Raw genomic sequence first — 16,525 nt, forward strand, 5'->3', positions numbered from 1 at the left:
TTCCCTATTAGCCCTGTCTTAACTTTGAATTTAACAATACCCGTACCGAGAGAGACTTCGTCGATATCGGAAAGATAAGATATGCGGTTAATCGTTAACCACAAATACTGGAGCTTGATCAATACGATGACGACCACCTAAGCCAGCAACTTCCAGCACGACGCCATAACCGGTCACGGTGCCGCCGAGTTCTGAGATCAAATTGGTAGCGGCAATAAGGGTTCCCCCGGTGGCGAGGACGTCGTCGATAAGCACGACCTTTTTGCCCTGGAGGTCAATGCCAGAAGCCGGCAATTCCAAAGCGGCGGTCCCATATTCAAGTGCGTATTCCTGGGTGTGCACCGGCGGAGGCAGCTTTCCTTTTTTACGAATGGCTAGGATGCCCAAACCGAGCCTGTAGGCTACTGCCGAACCGAGAAGAAAGCCCCTGGCATCTAGACCACCAATGAGGTCTGCGCCCATCTTCTGTGCCGCCGCTGCAAGGTCATCCACCAGTAATGAGAAGGCTTCACCGTCAGCGAGGACTGGGGTTAGGTCTTCAAAAATTACCCCTTGAACTGGGAAGTCCTTGACGAAGCGAGTTTTCTCGGAGAGTGCTTGCTGAGAATTGGCGAAGCGGGCTGTTCGGGCAACGGTCATGGTTTTCAGTCAAACTTTCTGTCAATCGAGGACTAGGCCTCATCCAACCGCCTGAAGTGAGCGGAATCGAGGTTATAGCTTCATACCCCTAAAAGGTATGAGGAATTTGGTCTAGCAGCAAATCTCAGAATTCACCTTCGGGGGCAGCCTTACTCCTGCCAGCGATCAATATTCCAGCTCAGTCCGTAGAGATCGGTATTTTCCACCACGTTGGCGATCTTCTTGTCAATGATATAAATACGGGGTTCTACAGCGATGGGGATACTGGGGACTAAATCCCAACTGCGTTGTTCGGCTTCACGAGTCGCGCCTATATTCGATGTAGAGGTAGCTCGGATCGGGAACTCTAGCATAGGGTCGACAGAGAGCAGATTGGCATCAGCTCCCCCTTCTTGGCTGTAGTACACCCCGAATTCATTGCCAAGAACCTCAGATAGATTCCCTAAACTAGGTGCTTCGCGGGATACATCGACAATAGATACGCCAGCGTCTTGACAAGAATCCGCAATCGCCTGCACCATAGCAGCCTTTCTTTTATCAGGGCCGAAATACCCAATGCGGACGGTTTGACCGCTGATGCGGGTAGCTGCAGGTATATCTGTTGCGCGGTGCGGATCGGTGATATCACGCATTTTGAGGTGGACGGGGTCCTGGGGTCTCACGGTGCGCACGGTCGTGGCAGGGGTGTCTACACCTGAAAACTCTTTACTGATATGCGCCAGCCGGGGCTGATCAATGCAGGCGGCAAAAGCGCGTCGGTTCTCAGGGTCAGCAAAGATACCTCCACTGCCAAGAACCAGTTGTTCACTGAGAACTCCAGGCTTATATATGATAGTAAAGGGGTTATTTGGGTCGTTTCTATTGACCCACGAGGCCTGAGAGGTCGAGGCTACTTCCGCAATTTGAATATCTCCACGCCCAGCTAAAGTCTGAATATCCGAACCAGAGGGCCACACAATCAAACGCTCGAGAGCAGACTTTTCACCAAAGTACCGCTCGTTACGCACCAGAGTAACTTCCCCACTCGATCCTATGGATTCAATCTTTAGTGGTCCTGAGCTTATTTGCAGCTCGGGGTCGAATTGATCGAGGTTGAACCCTGTGTTCCAAATCTGAGCGATAGGTTCCATTGCCGCAGGGTCTCGGGATTTCAGCACGTTGCTAAAAACGTCCAATGGCATGTCCAGCTTCGCTGCAATTGCATGCGCAGGCAGCAGAGTCCCCGCATTGAAAAGATGACGCCATCGTTCGCCGAAGTTATCTTTGAAAACTACTATGGCTAGCTTCCCACCGGGTACGCACTCAACGCTATCAACCTGCTGATAGAGGGGCATAGCAGAATCAAAAATTGGCCTTTGGGTGGCCGCGGTAAATGCGAGAAGGAAGGAATCGCATGTTATGGGAGCGCCGTCAGAATAGACTGCTTTATCGGAGATTTGAATCTGAACACGCTGTTGCGCACCCGGCAGGAGCCTAGCGTCCATCAGATCCGAATTGGGTATTGTCTGTCCCTCAGGTCCAGTGACGTAAATACCTGGGTACAGCCTTCCTGCTAGTTCGTGGGCATTCGTGGATCGTCCCAAACTCGAACCTACATTCGTAGTCAATAAGGGGCGATCGACGGCGTAGCCAAAGATATGTGGTGAAGAATCTTCCCGGGACGATGGGGAGGAGCATCCAGCTAAGACGGCTGCCAAAGAACTAAGGAGCGCTACGCATACACGCCCCCACATTTCGTGCTTCATAACGACCCCTTGTTAGATATGTTATTAGATCCCAGCCTAGTTCTTTAAGAGCCGTTGCAACTAATTTTTCGCTCTCCCAAAGGAATGTGAAGGTCACAATATATCTGTGCTCGACCTTATTGCACAAAGACAAACTCCCGATCACCTCTCAAAGTAGTGATCGGGAGAAAACCTTCATTATTTATACCCGGTTTAAACTCTACGAGGGCGCCAAGAGCTAGGGCCTCGATGATTGAGATCTGGTCCCTGAATCTGTCGTTTCGGCGCTCCATCAAGGTCCGCTAAAACGTCGGCATCAATGCGACCAGTTTCCCGTAACTGTTCAACAGCCACATTATGTTCCTTAGTCTTAGCTGAGCGGTTCTTCAGAGAAACGAGGAAGGGGGTAGCAAGGAAGATCGATGAAATGGTACCTTCGATCACACCGATAAGCTGCACCAGCGCCAAATCTTTGAGCGTTCCCACGCCCATGAGCCATACAGCAACAACCATCAGCGCGATCATGGGTAGTACCGAAATCACAGTTGTAGAAATCGAGCGCATGACCGTCTGGTTGATTGCAAGATTGGCATGCTCGGCATAAGTCATTTTTCGATTGCCTAGATAACCAGCGGTATTCTCCCCCACCTTATCGAAAACAATCACCGTGTCGTAGAGAGAGAAGGCAAGTACAGTCAAAAGACCGATAACGGTGGCTGGCGTTACCTCAAAGCCGAAGAGGGCATAGAGTCCGGTGATGAAAACGAGGTCCACACCGAGTGCTCCTAGGGCGGCCACAGCCATCTCCCGCTGGAGGCGGATTGCTATATAGATGAAGACCGCCAGTAGGAAAACGCCCATCGATATAAACATCCGGTTGGTAATTGTTGAACCCCATGATTCCGAAACGGTAGAATCACCAATCACATCAGGGGTAGCCTCGCCAACAAGGTTTTCTGGCTGGTACTCATCGAAGATCGCTCGACGCGCGCTGTCGATCTGCTCTTGGGTGAGCCTTTCGGAATTGATCTCTAAAATACGAGTGTCGCCGGACCCGACGATCTGAACCAGTGCAGGTTCAATTCCAGTAGCTTCCTCGAAGGTTTGCGAAACTGCTACCTTGTCAAGGTTGCCGGCAGGCATATTCATCTTGGTGCCGCCCTGGAAATCAATTCCCAAATTAAAGCCGCGGAAAAGAATGCACAGTAAGCAGACCACAATGATGGCAAGCGTGACCATATAGCTCACCCGGCGCTTGCCGACGAAATCCAACCCACCCTCACCGGTGAAGATTTTTTCCAAAGTCGTTTTCGAAGACATATTACTTCTCCTCATTCGAGGTAGGGGCTTGAGGCTGCGCTGCTGTGGCCATCTCTGGCGCAGCTGTGTCCAGCGGGGCAGATATGTTGTTGCGCGCTACGTAATCAAAAACTCGACCCAGACCGTTGGCCGCAGGCTGAGCAGTCCACGGACGACGCGACGCAAGTATGACCAAAGGTGCCGTGAAGAGGAAGGTAATGAGCAAATCAAATACCGTAGTCAGACCTAATGTAAAGGCGAATCCCTTAACTTCGCCTACTGCAAGAAGATAAACCACGACTGCAGCGATAATCGTAACGAAGTTACCAGTGATAATGGTGTTCTTGGCTCTGTCCCATGCATGGGGCACCGCTGAGCGGAACGTTCGGCCGTTGCGGATTTCATCCTTGATACGTTCGTAGATCACCACGAAAGAGTCGGCGGTGGTACCAATGCCGATGATCAAACCAGCGATACCAGCTAGATCGAGAGAATAACCGATGAGTCGACCCAGCAAAACTAGGGAACCGTAGACAAAGAGTCCAGACATGATCAGAGAAACAAGAGAAATCACGCCAAAAAAGCGGTAGAAATACAGGCTGAAAAGAGCCACTAAAATCAACCCGACGAGGCCCGCTATCAATCCAGCCTTGAGGGAGGCCACACCTAAGGATGCGGGGACAGTGATGGCCGTTCCACCTTGTTCGCCATTTTCACCGGCGAAGGACAGAGGTAGGGCGCCATACCTGAGATTATTAGCTAAATCCTGAGCTTCCTTATTAGTGAATTTACCTGTGATGGAAGTAGCCGAACCAATGGGAGTTGGGGACTGGATCACTGGAGCGGAAATCACCTTGGAATCAAGGGTGATGGCTACGTTGCGCTTGAGATAGTCCTGCGTGAGCTTAGCCCATGTAGCAGAGCCTTCGGAACCACCATCCGACTTGAAAGCGAAACTAATTTCCATCTGACCAGTCTGGGAGTTAAGACCTCCTGTAATAGGTCGGGCGGTGTCGATTTCCTCACCAGTCAAGCGCTTCGCTTGTGGCCCTTCTGTCTCGCCTACGAGCAAAGGTGCGGGGTCTAGAATATAGACTTGGGAATCCTCTTCGGAATCAGCCGAGCCGGGGTCGCAAGCCACCAGAGGTTTGGCTGGGTCGTCACTGCCTTGGAGGAGGTCTGGGTTGTCGTCGCAAATCAGCAGCGTTGCCGCTGCAAATTGGCGGAGTGGATCACTCGATTGGCGATCCTCATGCATGACTTCGAGAATTTTTTCCCGGCGCGCCGCAGATTCAATGGAATTTTGGGGAGCTTGCGGAGCTTTGGCAGTCACCGTGATCGTCGATATATCCGCGGCATCTTTTTGCTCCGCGTTATCTTTGCTGCTTTCTTCATTCGCAGCGAAAGAAGAGATCTTCTCCAATTTTTCATTGAGCTGATCGGGGCTAGCTACTCCTGCCTCGACCCAGCGATTAGCCATATCTTGGACCACTGGGATCAGCTTTGAAGTATCGAAGTCTCCTGGGTTGGCTACAGGCCTAAAGAGTAGCTGTGAGGTTTGCCCAACAGCTCGAGCCTGAGAGGTGTCTTCTCCGGGGACTGTGATGACAAGGGTCGAGCCATCGATGATGACACTTGCACCAGAGACTCCCATACCGTTGACACGATTTTCCAAAATGGTTCGTGCTTGTGCGAGTTGGTCTTGGGTCGGATCGGAGCCTTGCGGGACAAGGGTCACGCGGGTGCCGCCCTGGAGATCAATACCCAACTTGGGGCTCGCGCTGCGATCGCCGGTGAAAAAAATGAGGGCGTAGACTAAGACGAGAAGGGTGATGAATCCCGCAATGGCTCTCTTGGGCCACTGCTCCCATCGACTTCCGCCGCTTCGTGTTGTCGAAGCCAATGAAGTTTCTCCTTGTATCGGATGTGTAATGAAGGTTATCGAGGTGCCCCTTCCCTTAAGGAAGATACCTCGTCGCCGAGTGTGTTAACCCGCTTGACATAGGCCAAGCTAACAACCTGAATCTATCCTAGACCCAACTTCTCGACAGTTTGTATATGCACCCAGCTATGCTACGCCATGGTTCGACCGATCGGCGATTTTCTAAGAGGAAGTCTCATATATAGTGGAGGTCCCTGCGGGTTGAACCCGTGGGGACCTTGAGCGAGAAAGCCTGCTTTTAAGCGTCTTCGTGATCTGGAAGGGTGCGTTGCTCCTGGGTGAGGTTGCGCACGACTACTGCCTTTTCCCACGTGCTAACTACCCCAGGGGAAGTTTCTAGCTCCACGGTTGCTTCCGCTATGCCTACAACGGTGCCGTGGAGACCTGCGGTCGTAAGAACTTGATCGTTAATCATGAGGGCCTCTTGGAGCTCATGGATTTCTTGAATTTTGCGCCGTTGTTTCCTTTGCATGAGGAAACTAGGCACAAAAACCACTGCCAGAATTAGAATGAGAAGAAAAATTGAATCCATACACCCAGTGTGCCAGATAGCTAAGGGAAAGTTGGAAAACTCACACCCTTTTTAGCGCAGTCCGGTTCCAGGGCACCCCTCGGGTGGTTCCAGATCTAGATGGCGCCATGCTGCTTGGGTGGCCACACGCCCCCGCCCGGTGCGGCTAATCATACCGGCGCGAACTAGGTATGGTTCACACACTTCTTCGACTGTCGATGCTTCTTCCCCGACGGCTATGGCTAGAGTCGATACTCCTACGGGACCGCCTCCATGGCTCTTGATAAGTGCCTCCAAGACCGCGCGATCGAGACGATCGAGTCCCATCTCGTCTACATCGAAGACAAGTAATGCGGCCCTAGCTGCTTGCAGATCGATATAGCCGGTGCCATGAACCTCGGCGTAGTCCCGAACCCGTCGCAGGAGACGGTTAGCGATGCGTGGTGTACCTCTGGAACGAGAGGCGATTTCCACAGCTGCCACCGGTTCTATTTCAACGCCCATGATCGTAGCGGCCCGACTCACAACCTTGGTGAGTTCTGGAGTGTCGTAGAATTCCATCTGCGCAGTAAAACCGAAGCGATCGCGCAACGGTCCGGTGAGCATGCCCGAACGAGTAGTTGCTCCCACGAGGGTAAATGGGGCTAGTTCCAGCGGGATTGAAGTGGCACCCGGTCCCTTGCCGACGATCACATCGATCCGAAAATCTTCCATCGCCATATAGAGCATCTCTTCTGCAGGTCGCGCCATCCGGTGTATTTCATCGATGAAGAGGACATCACCCTCCATGAGATTAGACAGCATTGCGGCGAGATCACCAGCACGCTCCAGTGCCGGGCCAGAGGTCATCCTCAAGCTCGTACCCATCTCATAGGCAATAATCATCGCCATCGTCGTCTTTCCAAGACCGGGAGGGCCGGAAAGCAGAACATGGTCGGGGGTTACTCCGCGGTTCTTCGCTCCGGTGAGTACAAGATCGAGTTGATCGCGGACCTTTGGTTGGCCGATGAACTCCGTCAAACTACGCGGTCGCAGCGTGGTTTCCACATCGTTTTCCCCGTCGTTTATGGTGGGGTTGATGGGCGCATCGGGACGACGGTGCCCCGAAGACGGTTGGGGGAGTTCAAATTCGGTTTTCTCTACGCTAGCCATAATTTTTCCGCAGTTGCTCAATTCGTTCTATTCTTCCCAAGCGCCGCCAGGGTTGCGCGCAGCGCAGCAGATGTTGTGATGTCAGGGGATTCGTTTAGTACCGCGGCCAGAATTGGCGCCGCTATTTTTTCACTGAATCCCAGACCCACTAGGGCTTCGAGCACTTGATCGGCAATGGCGGAATGGGTGTCGATAGCTAAGGTATTCGCTTCGCTCTCGGCGCTTCCAAAACTGGTGACCTTGTCTTTGAGATCAACGATTAGGCGCTCAGCCATGCGCTTGCCCACTCCAGGAATTTTTTGCAGCCCCTTAATATCATGTTCGGATATCAGTGTCGAAAGCTCTTCGGCATCGTAAACGCTTTGTATCGCTACAGCGAGCTTGGGACCCAGACCCGAAACGCTTTGCAAGAGTGCGAACATATCTCGATCATCAGAATGCCGAAAGCCGTAGAGCGTTTGCGAATCCTCGCGCACAATCATGCTAACCAGCATGAAAGTCTCTTCGCCGCGGCGCAGTGTTCCAAGGGTTTTAGGGCTAGCGACTACCTCGTAGCCGACCCCGTGGCATTCAATGACTGCACTTTTTAAGGTGATATCAACGACGTGCCCCCGTAAGGAAACGATCATAATCGCCTGCCTCCATTTTGTCTTGATTCATTAACCATAGTCTAGCGGCGCCATGCCCCTCGCGGTCGTGTCTGTTGCTGTATTAGGGACCGCAGTTCCGCGTCGGACGGTGCAATATCAGCGGCGCGCTGGAGTGCTTGCTGCTTTGCTTTTCCGAGGACGCCGTTGTGGTGCCGCATGAGTGACTGGGCTCGGACTTGATTCTCCTGTTGCGCTAAGATCATCGGGGCCCGCCAGCAGTGACACACAGCAAGAGCTAAAGCATCGGCGGCGTCGGCGGGTTTCGGAGCCTCATTCAAACCGAGGATACGCGTGATCATCGCTGTCATTTGCTTCTTATCGGCGCGACCATTACCAGAGATAGCTTTCTTCACTTCTGACGGAGTGTACAAATAACAACTCAAATCGCGTTGGGCAGCAGCAAGCATAAGGACGCCCACGCCGTGAGCGGTGTTCATCACTGTTGATACATTGCCACGTTCGAAGATGCGCTCGATAGCTACCACGTCAGGCCGATACTCATCCATCCACTCGTTGACGGCCTTGCTCAACTCCAACAAACGCTTCTCTATCGCGGCATCGACGGGAGTTCTAACCACACCCACCGCCACGGGGATAACACTGCGACCACGGCCGGCTTGCACCACCGAAAGGCCACATCGCGTTAATCCAGGGTCGATGCCCATTATGCGCAACCCCTCGATGGACTTGACAGACATCCGCACCTCTCCCCTGAGCTTCTTTTGTTGAGCCTTTTATCGAGCCATTTATCGAGTCTCAGAATCTTTTGATATGAGAATTCAGAGTAACACAATCTATCACACAGATGTTCGATCACCCTTCGCTCAGCATCCGCCTCGCAGATATAGAAAATCCCCGGTGCTCGTTTCGCAGCACCGAGGAATCTTCGTGTTATTCAGCGTGAAGGGCAGCGATGACCTCGTCACTGAGGCTCATATTCGTATAGACGTTTTGAACATCGTCAGAATCCTCTAAAGCGTCGATCAGCTTCATAATTTTCTTGGCGTCGTTAAGCTCCAACGGAACTTCGACGGAAGCACGGAAATCGGAATCGGAATCTTCAACCTCAATTCCGGCTTCTTGAAGAGCTTCACGTACTGCCGTTGATTCACTAGGGGCACTTAGAATCTCGAAGTTGTCGCCTACCGCGTTAACTTCTTCGGCCCCGGCATCGAGGACCGCCATCAAGATATCGTCCTCGTCCAGTTCACCGCGCTCAACGAGTACGACTCCCTTACGGGTGAAAAGGTAGGAGACGGAACCGGATTCGGCCATATTGCCGCCGTGTTTGGTCATCGCATTACGCACCTCGGAAGCCGCGCGATTGCGATTGTCGGTCAAACACTCGATGAGAACGGCCACACCATTCGGGCCGTAGCCCTCGTACATTATGGTTTGCCAGTCGGCTCCGCCAGCCTCTTCGCCGGACCCACGTTTCCTGGCGCGTTCGATATTATCGTTAGGAACCGAGGCCTTTTTAGCCTTGCGGATCATATCGTCGAGGGTTGGGTTGGCGGAGGGATCACCGCCGCCGGTGCGTGCTGCGACTTCGATATTTTTGATTAATTTGGCAAACTCCTTACCACGTTTGGCATCGTTTGCTGCCTTTTTGTGTTTAGTCGTTGCCCATTTAGAGTGGCCTGACATTGGCTACCTTTCCTCCTCTACACCGCTACAGCCTGTCTTGAAGGTGTAGCGAGCTACGAGTTACGTATATGTTCAGCTCTGTTGTATATAGCTATATTTAGCTCTTTGACCTAACAAAGCTCCAATTATACGGTAAAAGCGCTCCCGATCGGTACTTCTCCTGCTTGAATTGGACACCGTCACCCTCAATGAGAACACCCTGATCCCGTCGATATACGTTGAGATATTCTATACCCAGAAACACTGGTTTAGAATTCTTCTGACATCCCTTCATTGCTCGGAAAAGGACATATTGATGCCCAAGATCACTCGCACCATCAGTATCCACTTCGCTTTGTGGTCGTTGTGGCTATGCGGCCGTGGCATCATGCTGTTAATGCGACCCTTCTGGGTAGATTCAGACGCTGATATTCATTACTATTTTGCCAGCCTCACGGACCCAGCCTCTTCAGGAACTGCCGAATATCCACCCGTAGGAATATGGCCCGCTGAGGTCACATTATGGCTCGCTGGAGAAGATCCGGAGAGATTTCTCCTCACATTTATTGCGCTCATTCTACTGTGCGACGCTGCTTTTCATGGGGCGCTCATATACGGCAGTCGCGGGCTTGGTACTAAAGATCGGGTCTTTGCCAGCGTATTTTGGTCCTTATTTGCGCCCCTTCTTGGTGCGGTCTACCTTTACCGTCTCGACCTCCACCCCGCTGCTGGGGTTGGAATCGCGGCACTATTTCTTTTCTCCTATCCTGCTCTGACCGCGGTCTTTATCGGATGGGCTACCATGGTTAAATTGTGGCCAGGTCTTCTAGCGGTGGCTTCTGTTCGAGGATATAGAAATACGCGCACATATATCGATATCGGTGTCGGCGCGATCACCTTAACCGTGCTCACCATCGCTGTTTTACTACGCTCTGGAGTCTGGCGTTTGCTAACCCCTTTGACGTATCAGGGTGAACGTGGGCTTCAAATCGAGTCGGTCGTTGCTACCCCGCTGCTATTTCGAGCAGCTCAGCCAGGATCGGATGAGTACGAACTTTTTTATGCAGCTTCTAAAAGTTTCGAAATTACTGGCCCCGCCGTAAGCCTAGCCCTATCGATAGCATCAGCGCTCATGCTTCTCACATTTTTGATGGCACTAACCTTTGCGCTTGTAGTATTCCGCTATGACCTGTGGAACCCACAGTTGGCGCTGAGTTTTATGGTTTCTGCAACGTCGATGTTGTTGGTGGCTAACAAAGTATTTAGTCCTCAGTATATAACATGGCTTGGCCCAATGGTCGCGGTAGCGGTGGTCTTCTGCCACCGCAAACTCGTAAGTGCTATTGCATTATTGACTTTGGCATTAGCAGGGCTGAGTCATTGTATTTATCCCTTCCATTACGCTGACCTTTTCTCCTCGGATAATCCTTTGGCCATAGGCTTGGTGGCTATCTACCTAAGAAACAGTTTGGTGGTAGCCCTCATGCTCATCAGCATGGCGTGGACGATCGTAGAGCTGCGAGCTGCCTATGCACACCGACGGGTGCCTACTCTTTAATCTCGTCATACGCGTGCAAAGCAGCGGTGCGGGAAGCCTTCACATCAACAACCGGCTCCGGGTAGATGGGGGTGTGGAGCTCTGGAACCCACGATGAGCAGTAATGGTAATCTGCGTCGAAGCGCTGCTGCTGTGTGATGGGATTGAAGATACGGAAATATGGGGCCGCATCGTCGCCGCAGCCAGCTACCCACTGCCAATTGAAGGTATTGGAGGCTAGGTCAGCGTCCACCAAACTGTCCCAGAACCACTCCTCACCCATTATCCAGTGGGTTCCAAGGTTTTTAGTGAGCAGGGAGCCGACAACCATGCGAACCCGATTGTGCATCGTGCCCGTTCGCATCAGTTCCCGCATCCCGGCATCGACCAATGGGATTCCAGTCTCACCACGGGCCCAAGCGGTAAATTCTGCCATTTTATTATCGGGCGCGATTTTCCTTTGATGAATGTCATCGATGCGGTAGCTTTCTTTCCACCATGGGAAGACAGCAAATTTTTCCCTCAAGGGAGTATCTATCATCTGAGGGTTCTCATAGAGTCGGTGCCAGGCAAAGTCTCGCCATAGTAACTCTTTGCGAAAAACGTGAGCATCAGCGCTATCTCCAACAAGTTCGAAGAGCCGGCGTATGCTAATTTCACCGAATCGTAAGTGAGGGGCGAGCCCACTGGTCGCCTTGACCGCAGGAAAGTCCCTGCCCTTGTGGTAGTTAGTTGGTGTACCAAATTTCTCCACCACCTCCCAGGCACCCTGTTCGCCGGGTTTGAAGGGAAATTCTTTAGCCCAATTGGGTTCCCCGCGATCTGCTGGCAGGAGTCTCAACTGGGCGATTTCCACCATACTGGCCTCAAGATCGGCACCGGCCCCATCGAGTTGCTCGATGAAGGAATTATCGGAAAGAACATCGGCTAGATCAACGGAAGACTGCGCGTGCAGAACCTCAAACGAGCGCTTGGAAAATGGGGTGTACACCCGATACGCCTCACCCTGTAGGGTCCGCACCTGCCAAGGTTCAAGTAGAAGGTGTCCGGGGTAACTGTGGGCTTCAATTCCACTCTCATGCACCATGCTCTTGATATGGGCGTCCATCTCACACCACGGCTGGTAGTACCTGCGAGACCAGGCTACGCTCTGTGCCCCTAAATCATGAGCTAGCTGTGGAATGAGCTTACGCGGGTCACCTAAGGCGATCTGAAGTCGGATATTGTAATCAGCTAGCTGCGTGGCCAAGGAGACGAGACTGTGGTGCAACCACCACTGAGAGGCTCGGCCAAGGGGGCGAGTCGATGAGGAGGTATCAAGAATATAGAGGGCATGAATCCGACTGTGGCCAGCCAGCGATTCCAATGCCTTATTGTCTTCGAGACGTAGATCGTCGCGGAACCACATGAGGGATATTTTCTCTGTCATCTTTTTCCTTCTTGGTTAAAAAGCGCCGACTCTAATCGGTCTCATCGTAAACGAGTTCGAAGTACTCGGGAAGTTTGGCAGTCCCGCCCAAGTGAAAAATACGCACCACTGGTTGTAGCCGCAGACTGCGGGTTGAGGTCACAGCGTCGTTATAGAATCGGTGCGCGATATGAACCCGTGCTTGAGCATCGACAATAGCGGGTTCGACGGTATGACCATCAGCTGATATTGCTCGTGCAATCTCTCGTTCCTTTTCACTTCGTCTCCTAAAGTTGCCTGGAACTAGTCCGATCGCCTCAGTGCCGGCAGTTAGGTCGCGGTACTCGGGTGCCAATGCCGCAAATACTGCTGCGCGGCGATCGAGTGCCGCCTCGAGAGCCGCGAGCGCCGCCTCAGTGCGAATATGAAGACGATGGAGACGCGCTGCGGTGGAATAAAGCGTGAATAAGAAGATCGCACCGATGACCGCACATATGACCGCAATGATGGTAGTCACTGACTCTCGACCGTCACTTTCGTACCGTCACAAACAGTCTCATATACCCGCATGATCTGATCAGCGATATTCTTCCATTCAAAATCAGTAGCACGACTACGTCCGGCCTGACGCAGCTTTTCTCTTTCGAGGGGGTTGGCAATGAGCTCTTTTAGGGCGTGATGCAGGGAGGCTGGGTCACCAGTTTTAAATAGTCGAGCAGCGGGTACGGCTGAGTGGGCATCTGAAACCGCGGCGAAAGCCTCGAGATCACTAGCTACTACCGCACATCCAGCCGCCATCGCTTCGACCAGCACAATCCCAAAGCTCTCCCCTCCAGTATTGGGGGCAACATAGATATCGGCCGCTCCCAAAATCCTTGCTTTATCCTCTTCGCTTACCCGCCCCGCAAAGCTCACACCTGGTTGGGGGCGCACAGAACCGTCTCCCATAACAGTAAGATGTGCGCATTCTTCGAGTCCTTGAAATGCCTCGAGGAGGATATCTAGCCCTTTACGCGGCTCATCTATCCGCCCTAGAAAGGCGATTTCGACCTTTTGAGAGCTAGTCTTGATCTCAGATCGCCGGAAAAATTCAGTATGAACTCCGTTAGGGATCAGAACGGGATCTCCCCCTAATTGTTCAACCTGCCAGCGTCTAGCCATTTCCGAAACTGCAATCCCACCCCGAATTTTTTCCAAGTGGGGCCTTAGTATCGGCTGAACCAAACGCAATAGCCGTGAATTGGCTGCTGAGGCATGATACGTGGCCACAATTGGTCCGTGTGCGATGGATAGACTGACAAGGGAGTAGCTCGGAGAGTTCGGCTCGTGGATATGGAGGACATCGAATTCCCCTTGTTCGATAAAATCTCGAGCGTGGGCGAATGTTTTCGGCCCAATACTCAACCGGGCCACCGAGCCGTTATATTTAATTGGAATGGATGGCCCACCAGGGTGCACGAAGTCAGGGAGGGTGTCTGGGCGGGTACTTGGCCCCAGAACAGCAACGTCATGACCTTGACGGCGGAAAACTTCAGCGAGATCCAGGATATGAGCCTGCACTCCCCCAGGATGATCAAAGGAATAAGGACACACGAATCCGATTCTCATATAATCCCTCCTCTCCACAGGCCGATATTACGATCCCACTCAGTCTAATAGCCCGTCAACTTCAGCAATGAAAAAGCTTAAGTGCCTCTTCGATCAGTTGGCCATACTGGCTGCAGGACATGCCAGTCTGCGGGGTGCTCTCGGATATTTTCTTCCATAATTACTGCCTGAGCTTGCAACATCTCCGCCAAGGTTGTGTGGGCTATCGGTTCGGAGATTTTTATTCCCCACCCGGGGTGAGCGGCGTTCCCCTCGAACCAATTAGCTACGACCAACAAATCGGCTCCGGTATCTAAGGCAAGTTTCACGGCACCAGTTGGCATCGTTGTTTCTTCGCCAAAAAATTGGACTTCTAACCCCCGCCCACCTAAGTCACGTTCTCCCAGCAGGCAGACCACCGTTCGAGATTCAAGATCGCGAGTAAGTTGGCCCATGGGAGATCGACCCAACTCATCTCGGTGAGGGTACACCGTAAAGCCCAGACTTTCCCGAAAAGTGAGGAAGGCTCGGTATAGGATCTCCGGCTTTAGGCGCTCAGCTACGGTACTAAAACCACCCGCTAGGTGCACAAGATAGAGGCCTGCGAGATCCCAATTTCCTGAGTGGGTCAGAACTAAAATTGTCCCGCGTTCTTCGGATAGGGATTTCAGCAGATGCTCTTTACCCTGGATATTCTGCTCAATTGCATCAATGACACTGGGGTCATGAGCAATAAGTGGCAACCGAAAGGCTTCTAACCAATAACGCATATAAGAACGCATTGAGTTTTTTACTAAATCTCTGGTGGTATTTTCAGGACCCACAACCCGCATGAGATTTCTGCGTAGCTGCTCCAAGCCGCGTCCATTTTTACTCGCACGATCTGCAAAGCACATAAATAACGGAGCTGCGATGCTTAAGGGCAACCACTTAACCACAGACCAGCCCGCAAGATAGGCATAGGTGGAGGCGAGACTAAGAAATTTCTTGGTTTTTATAGGAGTCATCGTGAGGCTCTTATTCTCATCAGTGGATCTTAAAGCTTCGCCCCGGTTGGTGGAGCAATGGGGTCAAGTGCTCGGGGATCCTTTTTGGCCATGGCTAGACGCTGAATAACAGTAAAGACGCTCCCGACTGCCAAAACCCAGAGAGCTATATCAATAGCCCATGGTACTCCTAGCCCAGTGAGTCCCAGCCCTAGCAAACCAATGATCAGGCGCTCTGCGCGCTCGATGAGCCCACCATCCATGGTCAAGCCACTAGCTTCTCCGCGTGCTTTCACATAGGAGATGACCTGTGAGGCAATAACCACAGTAAAGCTAGCCGCGATCAGGGAATGTGAAGCCTCGTAGCTAAAAATCAGCCACCACGTAATCGAGGCAAATAGCACTCCGTCGGTAATACGATCGCACGTGGCGTCGAGAGTGGCACCAAAAGCCGTGCCCGAGCCGCGCAGCCGTGCCATTGTGCCGTCAATGAGATCAAATGTTGTAAAAAGAGCCGACAGTACAGCTGCTAGAACAAGATGGCCTGTAGGTATCAAGGTCACGGCGATAATAATGGTAATGAATGCTCCGATAACGGTGACAGCATTTGGGGTCAGTCCGACCTGCAATAGCATTTTAGCCAGCGGTTCCGTGAGCACTGCCGCTGGCTTGCGTCCTCGTACGCTAAGCACCGTTCGCTCCAATATCGCTAGGATCTGACTGGGTGAGATCACGCCACCCTGCCGCCAGGAGGCTGCGAGTATCACGCAGCAGTTGCGGCAGTACTTTGGTTCCTTCGATGACTGTCATGAAATTAGCGTCGCCATTCCACCGAGGCACGATATGTAGATGCAAGTGTTCCCCTACGCTCCCACCTGCTGAGCGCCCTAGGTTAAATCCAACATTAATGGCGTCCGGTTGCGACACCTGCTTGAGAACCCGCACTGCCATCTGAGCGAATTGCATGAGTTCGGTCATCTCTGCAGCCGTGAGATCTTCGAGATTCGCTTTCTGCTCATAAGGGACGACCATCATGTGCCCGGCATTGTAGGGGTATAAGTTGAGCACGCAGTACACCAGCTCACCTCGGGCTACGATTAGACCGTCTTCATCGCTGAGCGCTGGGATGCGGATAAAAGGGTTATCACGCTGAGATGATTGGTCATCGTGAGCGCCTTTGTTCACAATATAGTTCATGCGATAGGGAGCCCATAAGCGGATAAGTCGATCTGGGATACCTACTCCAGTATCGACATAATTGGATTGACTATCGTCCACGCTACTCACTTCCCATATCGTGCTTCCCGAATCCTGCACAAGGGCCTACTCACCCTCGCTTCGGCGGTCGAGCTGTCGTTACCCTGTGCCATCACCATCCTATTCTAGATAACAATCAGCACGCACAGACACAGCGGCGGGCTAGCCCAGATCTTTCTGGATCTAGCACCGCCGCGTTCTCGGCTC

At 52.3% G+C, this 16,525-nt stretch carries 16 protein-coding genes; 1 reads left to right on the top strand and 15 read right to left on the bottom strand.

What is annotated here, in order from left to right; translation table 11 throughout:
* Positions 1 to 87: 87 nt before the first annotated feature.
* The 9 genes from NXS13_RS00945 to NXS13_RS00985 form a co-directional block, all read right to left on the bottom strand.
* On the bottom strand, positions 88 to 639 hold the full coding sequence (locus NXS13_RS00945; RefSeq protein ID WP_259076620.1) for an adenine phosphoribosyltransferase: 552 nt from the start codon (positions 637 to 639) through the stop codon (positions 88 to 90).
* A 149-nt stretch (positions 640 to 788) separates the two neighbouring features.
* Positions 789 to 2,384 (bottom strand): ABC transporter substrate-binding protein, encoded by a 1,596-nt coding sequence (locus NXS13_RS00950; protein WP_259289233.1) that lies wholly within the window; start codon positions 2,382 to 2,384, stop codon positions 789 to 791.
* 192 nt (positions 2,385 to 2,576) lie between these two features.
* Positions 2,577 to 3,683, bottom strand: coding sequence for a protein translocase subunit SecF (gene secF / locus NXS13_RS00955; protein ID WP_259076616.1), 1,107 nt, complete (start codon positions 3,681 to 3,683; stop codon positions 2,577 to 2,579).
* Between the two features lies 1 nt (position 3,684).
* Positions 3,685 to 5,565, bottom strand: a complete 1,881-nt coding sequence (gene secD, locus NXS13_RS00960; protein WP_259076613.1) for a protein translocase subunit SecD — start codon at positions 5,563 to 5,565, stop codon at positions 3,685 to 3,687.
* A gap of 277 nt (positions 5,566 to 5,842) precedes the next feature.
* Positions 5,843 to 6,136 carry a preprotein translocase subunit YajC gene (yajC, locus tag NXS13_RS00965; RefSeq protein WP_259076611.1) on the bottom strand — a complete coding sequence of 98 codons (294 nt, stop codon included), beginning with the start codon at positions 6,134 to 6,136 and terminating at the stop codon, positions 5,843 to 5,845.
* Between the two features lie 51 nt (positions 6,137 to 6,187).
* Positions 6,188 to 7,267, bottom strand: a complete 1,080-nt coding sequence (gene ruvB / locus NXS13_RS00970; RefSeq protein ID WP_259076600.1) for a Holliday junction branch migration DNA helicase RuvB — start codon at positions 7,265 to 7,267, stop codon at positions 6,188 to 6,190.
* 17 nt (positions 7,268 to 7,284) lie between these two features.
* Positions 7,285 to 7,896, bottom strand: coding sequence for a Holliday junction branch migration protein RuvA (gene ruvA / locus NXS13_RS00975; RefSeq protein WP_259076590.1), 612 nt, complete (start codon positions 7,894 to 7,896; stop codon positions 7,285 to 7,287).
* Between the two features lie 41 nt (positions 7,897 to 7,937).
* Positions 7,938 to 8,615, bottom strand: coding sequence for a crossover junction endodeoxyribonuclease RuvC (gene ruvC / locus NXS13_RS00980; RefSeq protein WP_259076588.1), 678 nt, complete (start codon positions 8,613 to 8,615; stop codon positions 7,938 to 7,940).
* Positions 8,616 to 8,808: 193 nt separating this feature from the next.
* Complete coding sequence (locus tag NXS13_RS00985; protein ID WP_259076586.1) at positions 8,809 to 9,564, bottom strand: YebC/PmpR family DNA-binding transcriptional regulator; 756 nt, start codon at positions 9,562 to 9,564, stop codon at positions 8,809 to 8,811.
* A gap of 295 nt (positions 9,565 to 9,859) precedes the next feature.
* Here NXS13_RS00985 and NXS13_RS00990 point away from each other — a divergent pair, with 295 nt between their 5' ends.
* The gene (locus tag NXS13_RS00990) at positions 9,860 to 11,101 is read left to right on the top strand and encodes a hypothetical protein (protein WP_259289234.1); all 1,242 of its coding nucleotides are present in this window, start codon (positions 9,860 to 9,862) and stop codon (positions 11,099 to 11,101) included.
* On the opposite strand, the gene NXS13_RS00995 is transcribed toward NXS13_RS00990, so the two are convergent.
* The 6 genes from NXS13_RS00995 to NXS13_RS01020 form a co-directional block, all read right to left on the bottom strand.
* Entirely contained in the window at positions 11,091 to 12,509 is a 1,419-nt protein-coding gene (locus tag NXS13_RS00995) for a deoxyribodipyrimidine photo-lyase (RefSeq protein WP_259076582.1), read from the bottom strand. The genes NXS13_RS00990 and NXS13_RS00995 overlap by 11 nt on opposite strands.
* A 31-nt stretch (positions 12,510 to 12,540) precedes the next feature.
* The gene (locus tag NXS13_RS01000) at positions 12,541 to 13,005 is read right to left on the bottom strand and encodes a hypothetical protein (protein ID WP_259076580.1); all 465 of its coding nucleotides are present in this window, start codon (positions 13,003 to 13,005) and stop codon (positions 12,541 to 12,543) included.
* Entirely contained in the window at positions 13,002 to 14,096 is a 1,095-nt protein-coding gene (locus NXS13_RS01005) for a glycosyltransferase family 4 protein (protein ID WP_259076578.1), read from the bottom strand. Before NXS13_RS01005 ends, NXS13_RS01000 begins: the two co-directional genes overlap by 4 nt.
* A gap of 77 nt (positions 14,097 to 14,173) precedes the next feature.
* Positions 14,174 to 15,082 carry a phosphatidylinositol mannoside acyltransferase gene (locus tag NXS13_RS01010; RefSeq protein WP_259076576.1) on the bottom strand — a complete coding sequence of 303 codons (909 nt, stop codon included), beginning with the start codon at positions 15,080 to 15,082 and terminating at the stop codon, positions 14,174 to 14,176.
* Positions 15,083 to 15,111: 29 nt separating this feature from the next.
* Complete coding sequence (gene pgsA / locus NXS13_RS01015; RefSeq protein WP_259076574.1) at positions 15,112 to 15,753, bottom strand: phosphatidylinositol phosphate synthase; 642 nt, start codon at positions 15,751 to 15,753, stop codon at positions 15,112 to 15,114.
* Positions 15,746 to 16,348 (bottom strand): HIT domain-containing protein, encoded by a 603-nt coding sequence (locus NXS13_RS01020; RefSeq protein WP_259076572.1) that lies wholly within the window; start codon positions 16,346 to 16,348, stop codon positions 15,746 to 15,748. The genes pgsA and NXS13_RS01020 overlap by 8 nt, the downstream gene beginning before the upstream one ends.
* Between the last annotated feature and the right edge of the window lie 177 nt (positions 16,349 to 16,525).

It is taken from the genome of Corynebacterium sp. ES2730-CONJ (assembly GCF_024834055.1).
GTDB lineage: Bacteria > Actinomycetota > Actinomycetes > Mycobacteriales > Mycobacteriaceae > Corynebacterium.